Here is a 16,284-nt window from a genome sequence, read left to right as displayed (position 1 = left end):
TCGCGATCGAACTGGAGAAGAATTTCGACCGCCCCGCTTCCGGGACAACCCCTCAAACTTACTCCGGCATTCAGAGCTTGTCGAATCGGCCGCCCCCTGATCGGTTCGGCGATCTTCGCCGACCTCGCGGGACTGGTGAACTCTATGTACGGCTCCGGGAACCGTCAAATCAGAGAATCCGCCTGCTGCGCCGGGCTTGTCACGGGTAGTACGCATATGTGAACGAGCGGTCGGCGCCCCGCGCGGTCATCGTGCTGCTGGGCACCGCCTGCGCCGTGATCGTGCTCTTCGGGCTGCGCGAGATCGCCTCGATCCTCGGCCCGTTCGTTCTCGCGCTCGTGCTGGTCATCGCGGTCGCCCCAGTGCGGCGTGCGCTCGCCCGGCGCGGCGCGGCCACCTGGCTCCAGGTCGCGGCGCCGTTCCTGATCGTCGTCTGCGTGGTCATCGTCATGGTCACGGTGCTGACACTTTCCGTGAGCACGCTCGCCGGGATCCTGCCGAAGTACGGCCCCCAGTTCAAAGCGCTGTTCGCCGACGCCCAGCAGGTCGCGGCCCGGTTCGGTTTCGGCGCCGGGCAACTGGACGCCGCGTTCCGCTCCTTCGACCCCGCCCAGCTCATCGGCGTCGCGCAGGGGCTGCTGGCCGGGCTGGTGGGTGTGCTGTCCGGGCTGTTCCTGATCGTGGTGCTACTGCTGTCGATGTGCCTGGACGCGCCGATCACCGCACGGGCGTTCGCGGCGGTCCGCGCGGGTCGTCCGGCGATGGCGAGCGCGTTGGGCTCCTTCGCCGAGCGCACCCGCCGGTATCTGATCGTCTCCACGGTGTTCGGCCTCATCTGCTCGGCCTGCGACGTGGTCGCCCTGTACATCCTCGGCGTACCTCTGCCACTGCTCTGGGGGGTGCTGGCGCTCATCACCACGTACATCCCGAACATCGGGTTCGTCCTCGGGCTCGTCCCGCCGAGCCTGCTGGCCCTGCTCGACGGCGGAGTACGGCAGATGCTGCTCGTCATCGTCGCCTACTGCGCGATCAACGTGGTCTTCCAGGGGATGCTGCTGCCGAAGTTCCTCGGGGACGCCGTTGGCCTGTCCACCACGGTGACATTTCTGTCACTGATCGTGTGGACGTTCGTGCTCGGCCCGCTCGGCGCGTTGCTGGCGATCCCGCTCAGCCTGCTCGTACGGGCGCTGCTGATCGACAGCGACCCGAAGGCCGCCTGGGTGGCGGCTCTCGTCTCCGGCGGGGAAGAGGCCCGGCCCGCCGCGCGTTCCAGCAGGTGAGATGTATGTCGAACGACTCCCCGACCCTGCGGTGAGCGGCCGGGTCGCGGTTCTGTGGGTGCACGTCGCCGAGGGCGACGGGCGCCATCTGGTCGTGCCCGACGGTTGCGTGGACCTCATCTGGGGGCCGCACGGCCCGCATGTCGCGGGCCCGGACACCGGCCCGATGTACACACGGATGCGGGCGGGCGACACGTATGTGGGCGTCCGGTTCCTACCCGGCGCGGTCGGCGGCGCGCTCGGAGTGCCCGTCGAGGAGTTGCGCGACCTACGGGTGCCCGTCGCGGACCTGCCCCGCTCCGACGCGCTGCGCCGGATGACGGAGGAGGGGCCCGGCGCGTCCCGGTCCGAACTCCAGCGGCTCATGCTGGCCACCGTGGTGGAGCGGCTGGGCGCGACCGCCGCGCCCGACCCCGCCGCGCCGCACGTGGCGGCGGCCCTGCGCGCCGGCCGTACGGTCGCCGAGGTGGCCCGCCGGCTCGGGCTCAGCGAACGCCAGTTGCACCGGCGCAGCCTGGCGAGCTTCGGCTACTCCCCCAAGACGCTGCAGCGCATCGTGCGCTTCCAGCGGGCGCTGCGCCTGGCGCGGGCGGGCCGTCCGCTGGCGGACGTGGCGGCCGACAGCGGTTACGCCGACCAGGCTCACCTCGCCAACGACGTCAAGCGGCTGAGCGGCGTGACGATCCGCCGCCTGCTGTGACCGAGGCCCGCGTGCGGCCGGCCCCAGCACCGAGGCGTGCGGCGAGACTCCGTGTGGTGCCGTGGCCGTGCGGGTTCGTGGTCACTCGCGCTCGCCGAACGGGATGCCGTCGAAGGTCCCGGACACCTTCGCGTCGAGGGTGAACGCCTTCCAGGTCAGGGTCACCTGGTGGGTGCGCCCGCCGGTCCCGGCGCGGAGGGTGGCGGTGGCGCGGCCCTCGGGCGAGAGCGTGATCGGGCCGCTGACCGGCAGGTCCTCGACGTATCTGACGTTGTCGAGCGTGAGGTCGGTGCCGAAGGCGACCTGGCCGCCGCGCAGGTCGGGCTGGTCAGCCGGGCCAGGCGGGTCGGACGGGCCGGCGGGTAGTCCCGCGTTCGGGTTGCGGCGGGCGGTGGCGTCGGCGGCGGTGGCGAAGGCTGCCGCGAGCACCCGGCGCTGTCCGGCGGTGAGCCTGGCGGCCGGGTGGGGGGTCACGTCGGCGAGCCGCTGCGGGAACCGGCCCACGGCCCGGTAGTTCTCGGAGTTGCACCTGCGGTCGGTGATCTGCTTGGTGGTCAGGAAGGTCCGCAACATGCCCCGGACGCAGTCGCCCATGGGGCCCGGGGCTCCGGCGAGGGCGTGCCCGCCGAAGGGGACGCTGACGACGGTGGCGTTCGGGAAGGCCCGCATCGTGTCGGCCAGGTCGGCGGGCGTCTCGAAGTCGAGTTCGCCCGCCATCACCAGGACGGGAACCGAGGGCAACGCCTGGCCGGGCGGGCGGGGCGGGCTGTGGCGCGGGGTCGGCCAGTCGATGCACGGCTCCAGACTGCCGATCGCGGGGAAGACCTCGGTGATCTGGTAGGGCCCGAGCGGTCGTTCCCGCTCGTAGTACCGCTCGGCCTGGGCACGGCGCTCGGCCGACGGCGCGTCCCGGCCGAACGGGAAGGTGCCGTCACCGCAACGGTAGGCCAGGTAGCCGGCGAAGGACGGATCCTCCATGGGCGGCATGGTCTTGGGGATCAGCCGGGCCAGCCTGTGCAACGGCGCCCTGTCGCCGCGCAGGTAGGCGTGGGCCGCCGCCACCGACTCCCGCCCGAACACGGGCCTGTCCATACCCTTCAGGGCGAAGGACTGGAACACCGTCACGTCCGGGTCGGGGCGCTCTCGAAGCCGTTCCACCAGCCGTGCCCAGATCTCGGACGGCGTGCCCGGCAATGCTGCGCATGCCTTGGAACGTTCGCACGTGACGCCGAGGTTCCGGATCGCGGACGGGAAGTAGTTCTCCCAGGTGGTGTACCCGTCACGGCCGATGGTCATGGCACTGTCCAGGAAGATCGCGTCCAGGCTGCGCGGGTACCGGGCGGCGTACGCCTGGGCGTACAGGGTGCCGTAGGAGTTGCCGTAGAAGCTCACCGTGCCCAGCCCGAGCGCCTTCCGGACGGCGTCGAGATCGTGCGAGGCCTGGTCGGCGGTGAAGTAGGCGCCGCGGGGGCCGATGCGCTCGGCGCAGGCGGCGATTTTCTCCGGCGTGAGCAAGCTGGCGCCCGGGCACTGCAGCGGGGAGGACTTGCCGAGCCCGCGCGGGTCCATCATGAGCAGGTTCTTGCGCTCCAGCACCGGTCCGAGCGTCTGCTGGGCATACGGCACCCCATGTATGGCGGGCGACGGGCCGCCGAGGTTGGCCACCACCGTGCCGTCTGCGTCCTTGGCCGGGACGAAGGCGAAGGCGACGGTGATCCGTTCTGAGGAGGGGTCGTCCCAGTCGAGGGGCACTTCGACGGTGCCGTCGCAGCGGGCGGTCGCGGTCGCGCACTCGTGCAGGCCGGGTGGGGCGGTCATGGGGGCGCCTGGCAGCATTCCGGCGGCCAGGACGAGCCCCAGAGCATTATTGATCATGTTTCCAGCATCGGCCGCCGGGCGCCGGGTTTCTTCGGCCGTCCGAAGGATTCCCCTATAGGAGCAGGGTCCCAGAAGGAGTCAGACTCGTCCGTACGCGCGCAGGGTCTTGAGCCGTTCGACCGTCAGGTAGCCGCCCCATTCATGGGCCGCGGCGGGGGTCCAGATCGGCCAGTTGGGGGCCCAGCCGCCGTCCTTCCGCTCGGCGAGCAGCGCGTCGAGGTGCCGGTCGAGGACGTCGCGCCCGAACAGGGGCAGCGGTGAGGGCGCGGGGGCGAAGTCGAGCGGGGAGTGCGTCCCCTCCCCGGCGTCGAGGTCGAGGGAGACGCCGGACAGCAGGCCGTCGCGCAGACGGGTGAACTCGGCCTCGGCCCGCTCGCGGTCGGGCACCCGTTCGAGGAAGGCGATGACGGCGCGGGCGTCGTACGGCGAGACGTCCCCGGACAGCTCACCGATCGCCGACCAGCAGAAGCGGGTGGCGGTGTCGAGCCAGGGGTGGGCGACGCCGTGCTTGTGGAGCAACCCGGCCAGGCTGGACGTGGGGTTGAGCCCGCCGGCGGTGAACGGCCCCTCCCGCCACCAAGGGGCGCTCGGCGCGTCCAGCACGGAGGAGAGGACGAACGGCAACCCGCCGCCGGGGGCGGTGACGGAGGCCAGGAAGTCGCAGGCATCCTCGACCATGGGGTCGGCGAAGGCGTCGAGGTCGTCCAGGACGTGCAGGGCCGTCTCGACGGCGACGGGCTGGCTGGCGGCGCCGCGCAGGTCGGGTTCCAGGGCGTTGCCGAAGCCGCCGTCGGCGTTCTGGTAGGCATGCAGCGCGGCGAGGACCGGCTCGCGTGCCCCGTCGCCGAACAGGGCGGCGAACCGGAGCCTGTCGAGGAGGCGGCCGTGGTGCAGTAGGTAGGTCGAGGCGTCGCGCAGGATGTCCACGCCGACGACGGTACCGGGAGGTGGGCGCGCGGCTCTTGAAAGAATCGGACGCCCCCCGCCAGAGCAGCGCGGCTCTCGAAGGAGTAGGACGCCCGTCCCGCCAAGGCTGCGCGGTTCTCGAAGGAATCGGGCGCCCGTCCCCGTCAGGTCGTGGCCAGTGCCTCGGTGGGCGACATGCGGGCGGCCCGTACGGCGGGGTAGAAGCCCGCGATCCCGCCGATGAGCAGCGTGGCGGAGACGCCGCCCGCCATCGCCCAGAGCGGCACGACCGACGGCCAGCTCTGGAGGGTGGCGTAGAGGGCGGTGACGCCGACGCCGAGGGCGACGCCGCCGAGGCCGCCGAGCGCCGACAGCAGCAGGGATTCGGCCAGGAACTGGAGTCTGACCTGCCCTCGGGTAGCGCCGAGCGAGCGGCGCAACCCGATCTCGGCCCGGCGTTCGAGCACCGAGATGACCATGGTGTTGGCCACGCCGACGCCGCCGACGACGAGCGCGACACCGCCGAGGCCGAGCAGGAGGGCGTTCAGGGTGGTGTCCGTCGCCTGTTTGGCGGCGAGCGCGTCGGAGGGGCGGGAGACCTGGACCTCGTTCGGGTTCTCCGGGTTGGCGGTGGCGGCGAGCACGCCGTGCACGGCCGTCACGGACTCCTCCTCGGCGCGGGCGTACACGGTGGTGGCGTAGCCGTCGAAGTCCAGCAGCCGCTCGGCGACGGGCCAGCCGACGAGCGCGGCGGTGTCGATCTCGGGCGCGAGGGGTGCCGGGCCGAGGACGCCGACGACGGTGAACCAGCGTCCGCCGAGCCAGACGCGCTGGTCGGGTCCCGCGCTCACGACGCCGAGGCGGTCGGCGGCGCGGGCGCCGAGGACGACGGCCGGGTGGCGCTCGGTGGCCGGGTTCAACCAGGTGCCGCTGACCGGGGTGACGCCGATGTCCTCCAGCAGGTCGAGCCGGGTGGCCGTGACCGAGATGCTGCCCGTCTGGCCCTCGGGGATGCGGTCGTTGCGGTAGACGCGGGCGGGGGTGTCGCCGACGGCGGTGACGGAGGTGACCGGGCCGATCCGGGCGATCATGTCCTCGGCCTCGGACGGCAGGTGGGAGGCGTTGCCGAACAGGTCCTGGTCCGGGGCGACCCTCAGCAGGTTGGTGCCGAGGGCGGCCAGTTGCCTGTTGAGGTCCTCCCGGCTGGAGGCGGAGATGCCGACGACGCCGATCATGGCGGCGATGCCGATGGCGATGCCGAGCGCCGACAGGAACACCCGCAGCGGGCGGGCGCGCAGCCCGGCTCCGCCGACCCGGAGGACGTCGCGGGGGCGCAGCCGGGCAGGGGCGGGCACGCTCATCCGGCCACCGTCCCGTCGAGCATCTCGACCATTCTGGGAAGGGCGGCGGCGATGTCGCGGTCGTGGGTGATGACGACGACGGTGGTGCCGCCGGCGTGCAGTTCGCGCAGCAGCGCCATGACGCCTGCGCCGGCGCGGGAGTCGAGGTTGCCGGTCGGTTCGTCGGCCAGCAGCAGTGCGGGGTCGCCGACGACGGCGCGGGCGATGGCGACGCGCTGGCGTTCACCGCCGGACAGTTGGTGGGGCAGGTGGGTGAGGCGGTGGCCGAGTCCGACGCGGTCGAGGACGAGCCGTGCCCGTTCGCGCCGCCGGCTGAGGGAGGGGCCGGAGTAGAGCAGGCCGTCGGCCACGTTGTCGAGCGCGGAAACCCCTCTGGCCAGGTGGAACTGCTGGAAGACGAAGCCGATCGACTGGGCGCGCAGCGCCGACAGCGCACGGTCGGACAGACTTGCGACGTCGTGCCCCGCCACCCGTACGGTCCCCCCGCTTGGCCGGTCGAGGGTGCCGAGCATGTTGAGCATGGTCGACTTGCCCGAACCGGACGGCCCGACGATGCCGAGCAGTTCGCCTTCCTCGACGGCGAGGCTGACGCCGCGCAGCACCTGGACGTCGCCGTAGTTCTTGGTCACGGTGACGAGTTCGGCGATCACGCGGGCACCGCCACCGTGGCGCCCTCGGCGACGCCGGTCACCTCGACTCGGCCGTCGGCGAACATGCCGGTCTTGACGGCGACGTACCTGGTGGTGCCGCCCTCGACGACCTGCACGCCGTAGCCGCCCTCGGCGAGGGCGAGCAGGGCGCCGACGGGTACGGCGAGCACGTTCTCCCGCCGCTCCGAGACGAAGGTGACCTCGACGGGTCCGGTGTCGAAGCCCTTGACGCCGCGGACCGCGACGGTGGCCTCGACGGTCGTGGTGGCGTCCTGGCCCTGGCCGGTCTGGGTGGCGGTCTTGCCGATGCTGGAGATCCGGCCGTCGGTCTTCTCACCGTCGGGGAGTTCGACCTCGGCCCTCATGTTCTTCTTCACGAGGTGGCGGTCGCCCGCGTCGAGGTCCACGGTGACCTCGCGGACGGTCCCCGTCGTGGTGAGCACCGCTCCCCCTGCGGCGGCGCCGGGTTGCGTCTTGAGCTCGGCGACGCGCAGCGGCCCGTCGGAGACGACGACGTCGTCCGCCGCGACCTTGCCGGTGACGGGCAGGCCGAGGTCGTCCTGCCATTCCTTGACGGCCTCGCGGGTGGCCCAGGTGTACTCGCCGTCGATGTCGAAGCCGTCGTAGCCGAGTTTGGAGAGGTTGCGTTCGAGCAGTTCGACGTCCATGCCCTCGGCGCCGGTGTCCAGCGTGCGGTACAGGGGCATGGAGCCGTACAGGAGCGGCACCCGGTCGGCGTCGACGCTGTAGACGGCTCGGCCCCGGGTGACGGTGGCGCCTTCGGCGGGCAGCCAGGTGATCGTGCCCCCGCCTCGGGCGGTGACGGTACGGTCGGCGCCGTACCCGAGGGTGCCGTCGACCGTCGTGGTGTCGGTGAGGGTGGCGCGTTCGACCCTGGCGGTCGCGGGCGGGATGCGGGTGGTGGCGGCGGTCCGGCCGTCGCCGCCGCCGATGCCGAGGACGGCGGCGGTGACGGCGGCGGCGAGCAGGGCCGCTCCTGCGGTGAACAGCGCCGGGCGCGCTCCTCTCACCGGGCGGCCCCGCCGTTGTCGATCTTGCCTCGGCAGGCCTGCATGGCCTTCTTGAAGGTCGGGGAGCTCTGGTCGATCTTCGGCGCCCTTCCGCCGAAGCCGCCGTTCGGGTCGGGATCGGGCATGTCGATGCCGTTCTCACGCAGGCATTCGGCGAAGGCCCGCACCGTTTCCTGCTGCTGCGGGTTGAGCTTGACGCTGTCCTTGGGCGGCAAGAACGCCCGGCACTTCTCCGTCGTCTCCTCGAACTTCTGCAGCTGGGATTTGTCGACCTTGAGGGAGGAGGTCAGCGGGTGCGTGCCGGGCTCGGGGTCGGGCAGGTCGACGCCGTTGTCGCGCATGCACGCGGCGAACTTGCGGCCGTTGTCCGCCGGATCCCCCGTGGCGGTTGACGAGGCGCCGGCGGACGGCGACGCCGAGGCGGTCGCGACGGAGGCGACCCCGGCCCTCGGGGCCTCGGCGGCGCACGCGGTGACCGCGATCAGCAGGGCTGCCGGCAGGAGTGTTCGTCTCATGCCCTCGATGCTGGTCGGCCCGGATCAGAGCGAGCTGGGAGCCGCCTCGACGGCGGGTAGGAACACCCGGAAGGTCGCGCCCCTGCCCGGCGCGGTGTCGATCTCGACCCGCCCGTGGTGCTGGCGCACGATCGCGGCAACGATGGACAGGCCGAGACCGGCGCCACCGTCGGTGCGGGTGCGGCCCTGGCCGACCCGGTAGAGGCGGTCGAACAGGTACGGCACGTGCCGGGCGTCGATGCCGGGCCCGGTGTCGGCGACCTCCAGCACGGCGGCACCCCCGGCCAGCCCCACCCGTACGGTCACCGACGCCTCGGGCGGCGTGTGGGTGAGCGCGTTGCCGACCAGGTTGGCGGCGACCTGCCGGAGCCTGGCCTCGTCGCCGACGGCGGAGACGGGGGCGAGCGCGTCGCCGACCCCGGCCAGCCGCACCTGCCGGTCCGGCACCCTGGCCCTGGCGTCGCGGATGGTGTCGGCGGTCACTTCGAGCAGGTCCACGGTGCGGCGTTCGGGCGGACGTTCCTCGTCGAGCTGGGCGAGGGTGAGCAGGTCGTTGACCAGGGCGCCCATGCGGGCGGCCTCGTCCTCGATGCGGCGCATGGCCTGGTCGGTGTCGCCGCCGCCGTGCCGGTGCAACTCGGCGAAGCCGCGTACGGAGGTGAGCGGGGTGCGCAGTTCGTGGGAGGCGTCGGCGAGGAAGCGGCGCATGCGGGACTCGGAGGCGGTCCTGGCGGCGATCTCGTGTTCGACGCGGTCGAGCATGACGTTCATGGCGGTGGCCAGGCGGCCGGTCTCGGTGTGGCCGTCGGTCCCGGGGACGCGGCGGGCGAAGTCGCCGCCGGCGATGTGGCCGGCGGTGGCCTGCATGCGGGTGAGGGGACGCAGGCCGAGCCGTACGAGGAAGTGGGCGGCGGTGCCGAGCAGGATGAGCACGCCGAGGCTCACGGCTGCGGCGATGAGGCTGAGGGTGCGCTGGGTGCTCTCGATCTCGGCGAGGGAGTTGGCGACCACTGCGAACCCGGCTCCGGGCACGGCGCTGACCTTGATCCGCCAGGAGGGGGTGCCGTCCGCGCCGGGGACGGTGCGGGGGTCACCGGGGGTGAAGTCCTCGATCACGGGGCCCGGCACGTCGGCGGAGGGCAGCGACCACTCCAGGCGGCCCCGCGCGTCGTAGAACAGGACGCGGGTGATGCTGGCCGACTGTTTGACGAGCATGTTCTCCAGCGGCGCCGATTCCGTGGTCACGGGTACGGGAAGCGGGCGGGTGAGGGCGGCGGCGGCTCCTGCGGCGTCGAGCTGTTTGTCGACGCGGACCATGAGGGCCTGGCCGAGCAGCGTGACGCCGAGGATGTTGGCGGCGGCGAGGGCGAGCGTGGTCAGCGCCAGGATGGCCGCCACCAGCCGGGCGCGCAACGTCCACCTCATCGGGGGGCCCGCAGGGTGTAGCCCACGCCGCGCACGGTCTGGATCAGGCCGGGGATCTTCTTGCGCAGGTAGTAGACGTAGGACTCGACGATGCTGGAGTCGCCGTCGAAGTCGTAGCGCCACACGTTGTCGAGGATCTGGGCCTTGCTCACCACCCGCCCGGCGTTGAGCATCAGGTATTCGAGCAGGTTGAACTCGGTCGGCGACAGGTCGATCGGCACACCGGCGCGACGCACCTCGTGGGCGGCGCCGTCGAGTTCCAGGTCGGCGTAGCTCAGCCGGTCGGCGGGCTCCTCGCGGGTACGGCTGCGCCGCAGGATGGCGCGGATCCGCAGCACGACCTCCTCCAGGCTGAACGGCTTGGCCACGTAGTCGTCGGCGCCGAGCGTGAGCCCCTGCACCCGGTCCTCGACGGTGTCGCGGGCGGTCAGGAACAGCACGGGGACGCTGTCGTCGAGGCGCCGGGCGACCTCGAAGCCGTCGAGGTCGCCGAGCATGACGTCGAGCACGACGAGGTCGGGCCCGAACTCCCGGGCGGCGGTGATCGCCTCGGCGCCGCTCTCGGCCGTACGGACCTCGAACGAGACCAGCCGGAGGGTCTGTGAGAGGAGCGCGCGGATGTTCGGCTCGTCGTCGACCACGAGCACCCTGGCGGGTCTGTCCATGGCCCAAGCATTACCGGGGCAACCTCAAAGGAGCATCAAAGGAAAACCGGTTTGCGCGGGCCGGAGGGGCTGCCTAGCATCGTGGGCATGTGTTGCCACTTCTTCACGCGGATCCGTCACAGCCGGGCTCTGGCTCGCTAGCGGACCGCTTCACTCAGCAGTGACCGACTGCTAGCGCGGCCCAGGGCCCTTCGAGACCTGTTCATCTCGAAGACCCGAAAGGGCTGTAGCTGTGGCGCAGAACTTCGCGCACGGTAATTATTCGCACACTCAGAAGAAGGCCAGGAACAGTGGCGGCCGCACGCCCGTCGACCGGGCGCGGCGCCGCTTCTCGCAGAACTTCCTGGTCGATCGGCATGCCGTCGACCTGGTGATGAAGGCGGCGCGGCCGAGCGGACTGGTGCTGGAGCCCGGCACCGGAGAGGGGGCTCTCACCCTGGCCCTGATGGAGACGGGCGCCGAGATCGTCGGTTACGAGATCGACGCGCGTCTCGCGGTCCGGCTCAAGGCCAGGACCGGGCTGAACATCATCAGGGGCGACTTCACGACGGCCCGGCCGCCGTCACGGCCGTTCGCGGTCGTCGGGAACATCCCGTACTCCGTCACCTCGAAGATCGTCGACTGGTGCCTGCGGGCGCCGGCGCTGACCTCCGCCACGCTGCTCACCCAGCTTGAGTACGCCCGCAAACGCTCGGGCGACTACGGCCGCTGGAGCCTGGTCACGGTCGAGAGCTGGCCGTGGTTCCACTGGGAGCTGCTCGGCCGGGTCGGCCGCGAGAGTTTCCGCCCGGTGCCGTCGGTCGACTCGGGCATCCTGCGCATCGAACGGCGGGACGACCCGCTCGTCGGCGACGCGCAGGCGTGGCAGGCACTGGTGGAACTGGGCTTCAGCGGGGTCGGCGGTTCGCTGCGGGCCTCGCTGCGCACCCGCTACCGGGGCGTGGACGCGGCCCTGGCCAGGGCGGGGGTCGCCCACGACACCGTCGTGGGCTACGTCCACCCGGACCAGTGGGTGACGATCCACCGGGAGCTAGATCGCTGATGTGACCTTTTGCGTCTTCGGGCGCACCCGGTCGTCGTGCCCTGGGGCCCGCGCACGCAGCCGGCCCCAGGGCATGGCGACGGCCAGCACCGGGAGCAGCACGATCGAGGCCAGGGCCCACTCGCGGTGCAGGAACCACCAGGCGTTGTCGTCCGGGGCCTGGGTCATGTACAGATAGCCGTAGCCCGCCCAGATCGAGACGCCGATGATGGCGGGCCAGGCGAAGCGGGTGGGCCGGGCCACGAGGAACGGCATGAACCACATGAGGTACTGCGCGCCGAGCCTCGGCGTGACGATCATGAAGGCGATGAGCATCGCCATGGTCATGTCGATCGGGTCGGCACGCCGCCAGAGAACAATGACGGCGATCATGGTGGCGTAGATCAGGTAGGTGCCGGGGGTGACCAGGTCGGGGCGCAGCGCCCAGTCGCCGCCGCTCTCCTGGGCCGCCCAGCCCCAGTCGCCGACGATCGGGCGGATGTTGCGGATCTCGGCGATCACCTCGGGCAGTTGGTCCCAGCGGGTGCCCGCGAAGATCGGCAGGGTCACGAAGAAGAAGATCGGGACCAGGCCGGTGAACAGCAGCGCGACGATCCGGGAGCGCAGGCCGGGCAGCAGCAGCACCATGCCGGGCACCAGCCAGATGGGCCAGCTCTTCGCGCACAGCGCGAGCCCCATCAGGATGCCCGCGTAGACGCCTCTGCGCACGTCGCGCTCGTCGGTGTAGGCGGGGGCGAAGACGCGGTGGACCAGGCCGTCGAGCCCGGCGATCCGGCGCAGCAGGCCGCCCTCCCGCTCGGCGGGCTCGCCGTCGCGCGGGACCGGGGTGAGGTACGGCGAGCCGGGCCCGCGCGCGACCACGAACGCGGCCACGCCGAAGACCAGCGCCACCGGCTCGACCTGGCCGTGGTTGGCCGCCACCATGAGGGCCAGCGGGTTGAGCGCGTACTGCAGCGCCCGCAGGTTGGCCTTGGGGCCGCCGGCGAGCTTGGCCACCAGGGGGATCAACACGATGTCGGCCACGACGGTGACCAGGCGGCCGGCGTACTCCCAGGGGATGCCGAGCCACAGCAGGAAGCCGTACACGTACGGGATCGTCGGCAGGAAGTGCCAGCCGCCCTCGCTGGCCAGCACGGGGTCCTCACCCTTGAGGATGGCCTCGCCCGCGGGCTTGAAGCTCTCGACGTAGTCGACGGGCTGCCAGGCGTCGTCGGCGGCCGTCAGCAGCAGGAGTATGCGCACGGCGACACCCACGAGGAGGGCCACGAGGAGGGTGGGCCTCCAGTTCCGCCATTGGGCGAGGAGGGCGAGTACGACACCGGCGACGAGGACGATCCCCGTGAGGACTGCGTATTCCATGGCCGTTCTAGCCTGCCGTACCCGAGATGGTGCTTCTACCTGGACATGGGGTTCCCGAATCAGACATGCCCGGCTGACCATGTCTTAACCGACACCCTGTGTCCTCTTCTTTTGCTCCCGTGACCTGCGTCTCTCCCGCTGCCGGAACGGCCGGAAACTCACAGGAAACTCTCAGCCTGCGGCGCGACGTGCGATCCCGGGGACCCGGCGCCGGCGGCAGGAGCCTGCGCCGGGGTCCCCGGGCGCGGGAACGGCCCTCCGCCGGGTCGGCGGAGGACCGCGGGCGGATCAGCCGAGCCCGTTGAGGTACGGGCGGTGGCTGCGTGAGAACTCGAAGGAGTTGTACTTGTCCCAGTTGATCGACCAGGCCATGAGCCCGCGCAGGTTCGGGTAGACCCCGCGCGGCCGGTACGGCCCGCAGTTGACGCCCTTGACCAGGCAGTCCACGGCCTTCTGCACCTCGGGCACGGTGGTGAAGCCGTTGCCCGCCCAGGGCGCCGACGGCAGACCGAAGGCGACCTGGTCCTGGCGCAGCGGCGGGAAGACATTGGCCGCGTTGCCCATGATGGGGAAGCCCGCGAGCACCATGTCGGTCATGGCGACGTGGAAGTCGTGGGTGCCCATCGTGTGGTACTGGTTGTCGAGGCCCATGATCGGCCCCGAGTTGTAGTCCTGGACGTGGAGCAGCGTCAGGTCGTTGCGCAGGGCGTGGATCACCGGCAGGTAGGAGGCGGCGCGGTTGTCGGCGGCGCCGTTCGGGCCGGGGCCGTAGAACTGGTAGCCGAGCTGCACGAAGAAGGTCTCCGGCGCCATCGTCAGCACGAAGCGGGAGCCGTACCTGGCCTTCAGTGTCCTGACGGCGGCGATGAGGTTGACGATCACCGGGGTGGTGGGGTTGCTGAGGTCGGTGTCGCCGGGGTTGAGGTACAGCGAGTGGCCCTCGAAGTCGATGTCGAGGCCGTCGAGGCCGTACCTGTCGATGATGTCGCTCACCGAGCGCACGAACGTGTCGCGGGCGGCGGCCGAGGTGAGCTGGACCTGGCCGTTCTGCCCGCCGATGGAGATGAGGACCTTCTTGCCCGCCGCCTGCTTGGCCCTGATGGCGGCGATGAAGTCGGCCTCCGGCTCGACGTTCGGGCATTCGGCGGCCGGGCAGAGCCGGAACCTGATGTCTCCGGAGGTGACGGAGGTCGGCTCGCCGAAGGCGAGGTTGATGACGTCCCACTCATGGGGCACGTCGGCCATGCGCAGGTAGCCGGAGCCGTTGGCGAAGGAGGTGTGCAGGTAGCCGACCATGACCCGTTTGGGCAGCTGGCCGGTCCCGCCGCCCGCCGTGGTGGTTCCGGCGACCTCGGGGGTGTAGGCGGAGCAGTTGCCGGAGGCGTCGCAGGCGCGCACCTTGAACCGGTACGTCGTCGAAGCGGCCAGCCCGCCCACCGTGGTGGAGGTGGCGGTGACGGCGGTGGGGGCGGCGGCGTCGCGGGAGAGCTCGTAGCGGGCGATGGTGCCGGAGTCGTCGGTCGAGGCCGACCAGCTCACGGCCAGCGAGCTGGAGGTGGCGCCGCCGACGGCGAGGTTGCCGGGGACGGTGGGCGGGGTGGTGTCGTTGCCGCCGCCGTCGCCGGGCGGGCCGTCGAGCACGACGTCGTCGGCCTGGTAGGCGCCCTGGCCGTACCAGCCGTTGACGTAGATCGTGACGCTGGTGGTGGCGGCACCGGTGGTGAAGGCGGTGTTGACCTGCCGGTAGGCGCCGGCGGAGGAGGTCCAGGCGCTGACGTCGGTGGTGCCGGTGCCGGTGGCGCCGAGGAAGACGTAGCCGCCGCGCAGCCACGCCGACAGCGTGTACGCCGAGGACGGCCGGACGCTGACGGTCTGCTGGCAGCGGGCGAGGTCGCTGCCGGCAGGGGTGGCCTGGAGGGCCTTGGCCCCGGCGTGGACGGGGGTGGTGACGGCCTGGGCGCCGGGCGCGCAGGTCCAGCGGCTCAGGTCGGACTCGAATCCGGGGTTGGCGGCGATGTTGGCGGCGAGGGCGGGTGTGGTGTGGAGGGCCGTGAGGCCGAGCGCGAGCGCGGTCCCGGCGGCGAGGGTGCGTAACCTCATCCGGTGTACCCCTTGAAGATCTTGGTGAAGTCGTAGGGTGCCTGCGCGATGTTGGTGCAGCGGTAGAGGGGGCCGCTGCAGGCGTTGCGGTCGCGGGTGCCCTCCCAGAACGACAGCAGGCCGAGGCGCCTGCCCTGGGCGAAGGCGACGAGCTGGCGGGCGTCGTCGAGGTTGTAGATCCGGCCGTCGTCGTTCTGCCCGAGCATCGGGGTGACGCCGACCATGCGCCACAGCTGGGCCTCCGACTTGCCCGGGTAGAGGGTTCTGAGCTGGTTGAAGGTGCTGGTGGCGGCCTGGACGGCGGCGTCGCCGTAGTCGATGCTGCGGTAGTAGTCCATGGCCATGACGTTGACGAGGTCCACGTCCACGCCGTGGTCCCTGGCCGAGCGGACGACCGACAGGCCGTCTGCGGTGAGTCCCTCCGGCAGGACGGGCAGGGTGATCGAGATCTTCAGGTTCGGGTGGGCCTGCTGGAGGCGGGCCAGCGCCTGGGAGCGGCGGGTGACGGAGGCGGCGTCGGCGGTGGCCGAGCCTTCGATGTCGAGGTCGATGTGGGTGAGGGCGTAGGTGTCCACGACGGCCTTGTACTCGTTGTACAGGGCGGTCACGTCGGAGCAGCCCTGGGCCAGTTCGATGCCGGTGGCGCCGCCGAAGGAGACCTTCACCTGGCCGCCCTGGGCGCGCAGCGCGTCGATCTGGTCCTTGGCCCAGCCGGTGCGGGGGTCGTAGGCGCCGAACCAGCTCGCGCGGCAGGCGGCGCCGGTGATGAAGGCGAGGGTGTAGCTCTTGTGTCCGGAGGCGAGGGCCATCTCCGGCAGGCTGGGCGTCGGCCAGGCGCCCATGTCCACGTACGGGGCGGTCGGCAGGGTGGTCGGCGGGGTGGTGCAGCCCGCGGTCGTCACGACGACGGTGCTGCCCGGCGACTCGGCGCTCGCGTTGTACGCCTTGATCGTGTAGGTGTGCGTGGTGCAGGTGCCGAGGCCGCTGATCGTGGCGGTGGTGCCGGTCACGGTGGCCCTGAGGTCGGCGCCCTCGTAGACGCGGTAGCCGGTGACCGTACCGGTGGAGGCGTTCCAGCCGAGTGAGACGGTGGTGGCGGTGGTGGCGGTGATACGGGGGGCGCCGGGGGCGGTCGGCGCGTTCGGGTCCCCGCCTCCGGTGACCTGCTTCCACAGCGCGGGCGCGTTGGGCGGTTCCCAGCCGGGCTGGGAGGTGTGGGGCTGCACGGCCTCGTAGTCGGCGGCGGCGTGGGTGACGCGGGCGCCCGCCGCGTAGGCGGTCCAGGGGGCCCAGGCGGCGGCGAACGCCTGCGCGCTCGCGCGGGCCGGGACGGCGGCGGCTGTGGCGGCGGCTGTGGCGGTGGCGGTGGCGG

Annotated in this window: 14 protein-coding genes; 3 read left to right on the top strand and 11 right to left on the bottom strand. The window is 71.8% G+C overall.

The genetic code is table 11. The annotated features are described in order from the left end of the window. The first annotated feature begins 218 nt into the window (after positions 1-218). The gene (locus ABD120_RS26275) at positions 219-1,280 is read left to right on the top strand and encodes an AI-2E family transporter (protein WP_343952744.1); all 1,062 of its coding nucleotides are present in this window, start codon (positions 219-221) and stop codon (positions 1,278-1,280) included. 1 nt (position 1,281) lies between these two features. After that, the gene (locus ABD120_RS26270) at positions 1,282-1,980 is read left to right on the top strand and encodes a helix-turn-helix domain-containing protein (RefSeq protein ID WP_343952743.1); all 699 of its coding nucleotides are present in this window, start codon (positions 1,282-1,284) and stop codon (positions 1,978-1,980) included. Between the two features lie 81 nt (positions 1,981-2,061). Here the strand turns inward: ABD120_RS26270 and ABD120_RS26265 are convergent, their stop codons facing one another. The 8 genes from ABD120_RS26265 to ABD120_RS26230 all read right to left on the bottom strand — a co-directional run bounded on the left by ABD120_RS26265 (position 2,062) and on the right by ABD120_RS26230 (position 10,411). Then, positions 2,062-3,855 (bottom strand): alpha/beta fold hydrolase, encoded by a 1,794-nt coding sequence (locus ABD120_RS26265; RefSeq protein ID WP_343952742.1) that lies wholly within the window; start codon positions 3,853-3,855, stop codon positions 2,062-2,064. 81 nt (positions 3,856-3,936) lie between these two features. Further along, positions 3,937-4,785: a hypothetical protein gene (locus tag ABD120_RS26260; RefSeq protein ID WP_343952741.1), complete on the bottom strand. Its 849-nt coding sequence runs from the start codon at positions 4,783-4,785 to the stop codon at positions 3,937-3,939. A 143-nt stretch (positions 4,786-4,928) separates the two neighbouring features. Further along, positions 4,929-6,125: an ABC transporter permease gene (locus tag ABD120_RS26255; RefSeq protein WP_343952740.1), complete on the bottom strand. Its 1,197-nt coding sequence runs from the start codon at positions 6,123-6,125 to the stop codon at positions 4,929-4,931. Beyond that, positions 6,122-6,775: an ABC transporter ATP-binding protein gene (locus ABD120_RS26250; RefSeq protein ID WP_425564033.1), complete on the bottom strand. Its 654-nt coding sequence runs from the start codon at positions 6,773-6,775 to the stop codon at positions 6,122-6,124. The genes ABD120_RS26255 and ABD120_RS26250 overlap by 4 nt, the downstream gene beginning before the upstream one ends. Next, positions 6,772-7,806 carry a peptidoglycan-binding protein gene (locus tag ABD120_RS26245; protein ID WP_343952739.1) on the bottom strand — a complete coding sequence of 345 codons (1,035 nt, stop codon included), beginning with the start codon at positions 7,804-7,806 and terminating at the stop codon, positions 6,772-6,774. The genes ABD120_RS26250 and ABD120_RS26245 overlap by 4 nt, the downstream gene beginning before the upstream one ends. Further along, on the bottom strand, positions 7,803-8,321 hold the full coding sequence (locus ABD120_RS26240) for a hypothetical protein (RefSeq protein WP_343952738.1): 519 nt from the start codon (positions 8,319-8,321) through the stop codon (positions 7,803-7,805). Before ABD120_RS26240 ends, ABD120_RS26245 begins: the two co-directional genes overlap by 4 nt. A 24-nt stretch (positions 8,322-8,345) precedes the next feature. Further along, positions 8,346-9,746, bottom strand: a complete 1,401-nt coding sequence (locus tag ABD120_RS26235) for a sensor histidine kinase (RefSeq protein ID WP_343952737.1) — start codon at positions 9,744-9,746, stop codon at positions 8,346-8,348. Then, entirely contained in the window at positions 9,743-10,411 is a 669-nt protein-coding gene (locus tag ABD120_RS26230) for a response regulator transcription factor (RefSeq protein WP_343952736.1), read from the bottom strand. The genes ABD120_RS26235 and ABD120_RS26230 overlap by 4 nt, the downstream gene beginning before the upstream one ends. A gap of 232 nt (positions 10,412-10,643) precedes the next feature. Between ABD120_RS26230 and erm the strand changes: the two genes are divergently transcribed. Continuing rightward, entirely contained in the window at positions 10,644-11,453 is an 810-nt protein-coding gene (gene erm, locus ABD120_RS26225) for a 23S ribosomal RNA methyltransferase Erm (protein ID WP_343952735.1), read from the top strand. Here the strand turns inward: erm and ABD120_RS26220 are convergent. The 3 genes from ABD120_RS26220 to ABD120_RS26210 all read right to left on the bottom strand — a co-directional run. Further along, complete coding sequence (locus tag ABD120_RS26220; RefSeq protein WP_343952734.1) at positions 11,442-12,812, bottom strand: hypothetical protein; 1,371 nt, start codon at positions 12,810-12,812, stop codon at positions 11,442-11,444. The genes erm and ABD120_RS26220 overlap by 12 nt on opposite strands. A gap of 288 nt (positions 12,813-13,100) precedes the next feature. Beyond that, a complete protein-coding gene (locus ABD120_RS26215; RefSeq protein ID WP_343952733.1) occupies positions 13,101-14,912 on the bottom strand; it encodes a chitinase in 1,812 nt (603 codons plus the stop codon). Continuing rightward, on the bottom strand, positions 14,909-16,284 hold a 1,376-nt coding region (locus tag ABD120_RS26210), incomplete at its 5' end, for a carbohydrate-binding protein (RefSeq protein ID WP_343952732.1). The genes ABD120_RS26210 and ABD120_RS26215, both read right to left, overlap by 4 nt.

The organism is Nonomuraea longicatena (assembly GCF_039525605.1).
Lineage (GTDB): Bacteria > Actinomycetota > Actinomycetes > Streptosporangiales > Streptosporangiaceae > Nonomuraea > Nonomuraea longicatena.
The sequence above is the reverse complement of the archived record's forward strand: the minus strand, read 5'-3'. Positions and strand labels throughout refer to the sequence as shown.

What these genes read in the sequence shown, in the direction of transcription:
- ABD120_RS26270 (WP_343952743.1), top strand. Translation starts at nt 1,282, where the DNA reads ATGTATGTCGAACGACTCCCCGACCCTGCGGTGAGCGGCCGGGTCGCG.
- ABD120_RS26265 (WP_343952742.1), bottom strand. Translation starts at nt 3,855, where the DNA reads ATGATCAATAATGCTCTGGGGCTCGTCCTGGCCGCCGGAATGCTGCCA.
- ABD120_RS26255 (WP_343952740.1), bottom strand. Translation starts at nt 6,125, where the DNA reads ATGAGCGTGCCCGCCCCTGCCCGGCTGCGCCCCCGCGACGTCCTCCGG.
- ABD120_RS26240 (WP_343952738.1), bottom strand. Translation starts at nt 8,321, where the DNA reads ATGAGACGAACACTCCTGCCGGCAGCCCTGCTGATCGCGGTCACCGCG.
- ABD120_RS26235 (WP_343952737.1), bottom strand. Translation starts at nt 9,746, where the DNA reads ATGAGGTGGACGTTGCGCGCCCGGCTGGTGGCGGCCATCCTGGCGCTG.
- ABD120_RS26230 (WP_343952736.1), bottom strand. Translation starts at nt 10,411, where the DNA reads ATGGACAGACCCGCCAGGGTGCTCGTGGTCGACGACGAGCCGAACATC.
- ABD120_RS26220 (WP_343952734.1), bottom strand. Translation starts at nt 12,812, where the DNA reads ATGGAATACGCAGTCCTCACGGGGATCGTCCTCGTCGCCGGTGTCGTA.
- ABD120_RS26215 (WP_343952733.1), bottom strand. Translation starts at nt 14,912, where the DNA reads ATGAGGTTACGCACCCTCGCCGCCGGGACCGCGCTCGCGCTCGGCCTC.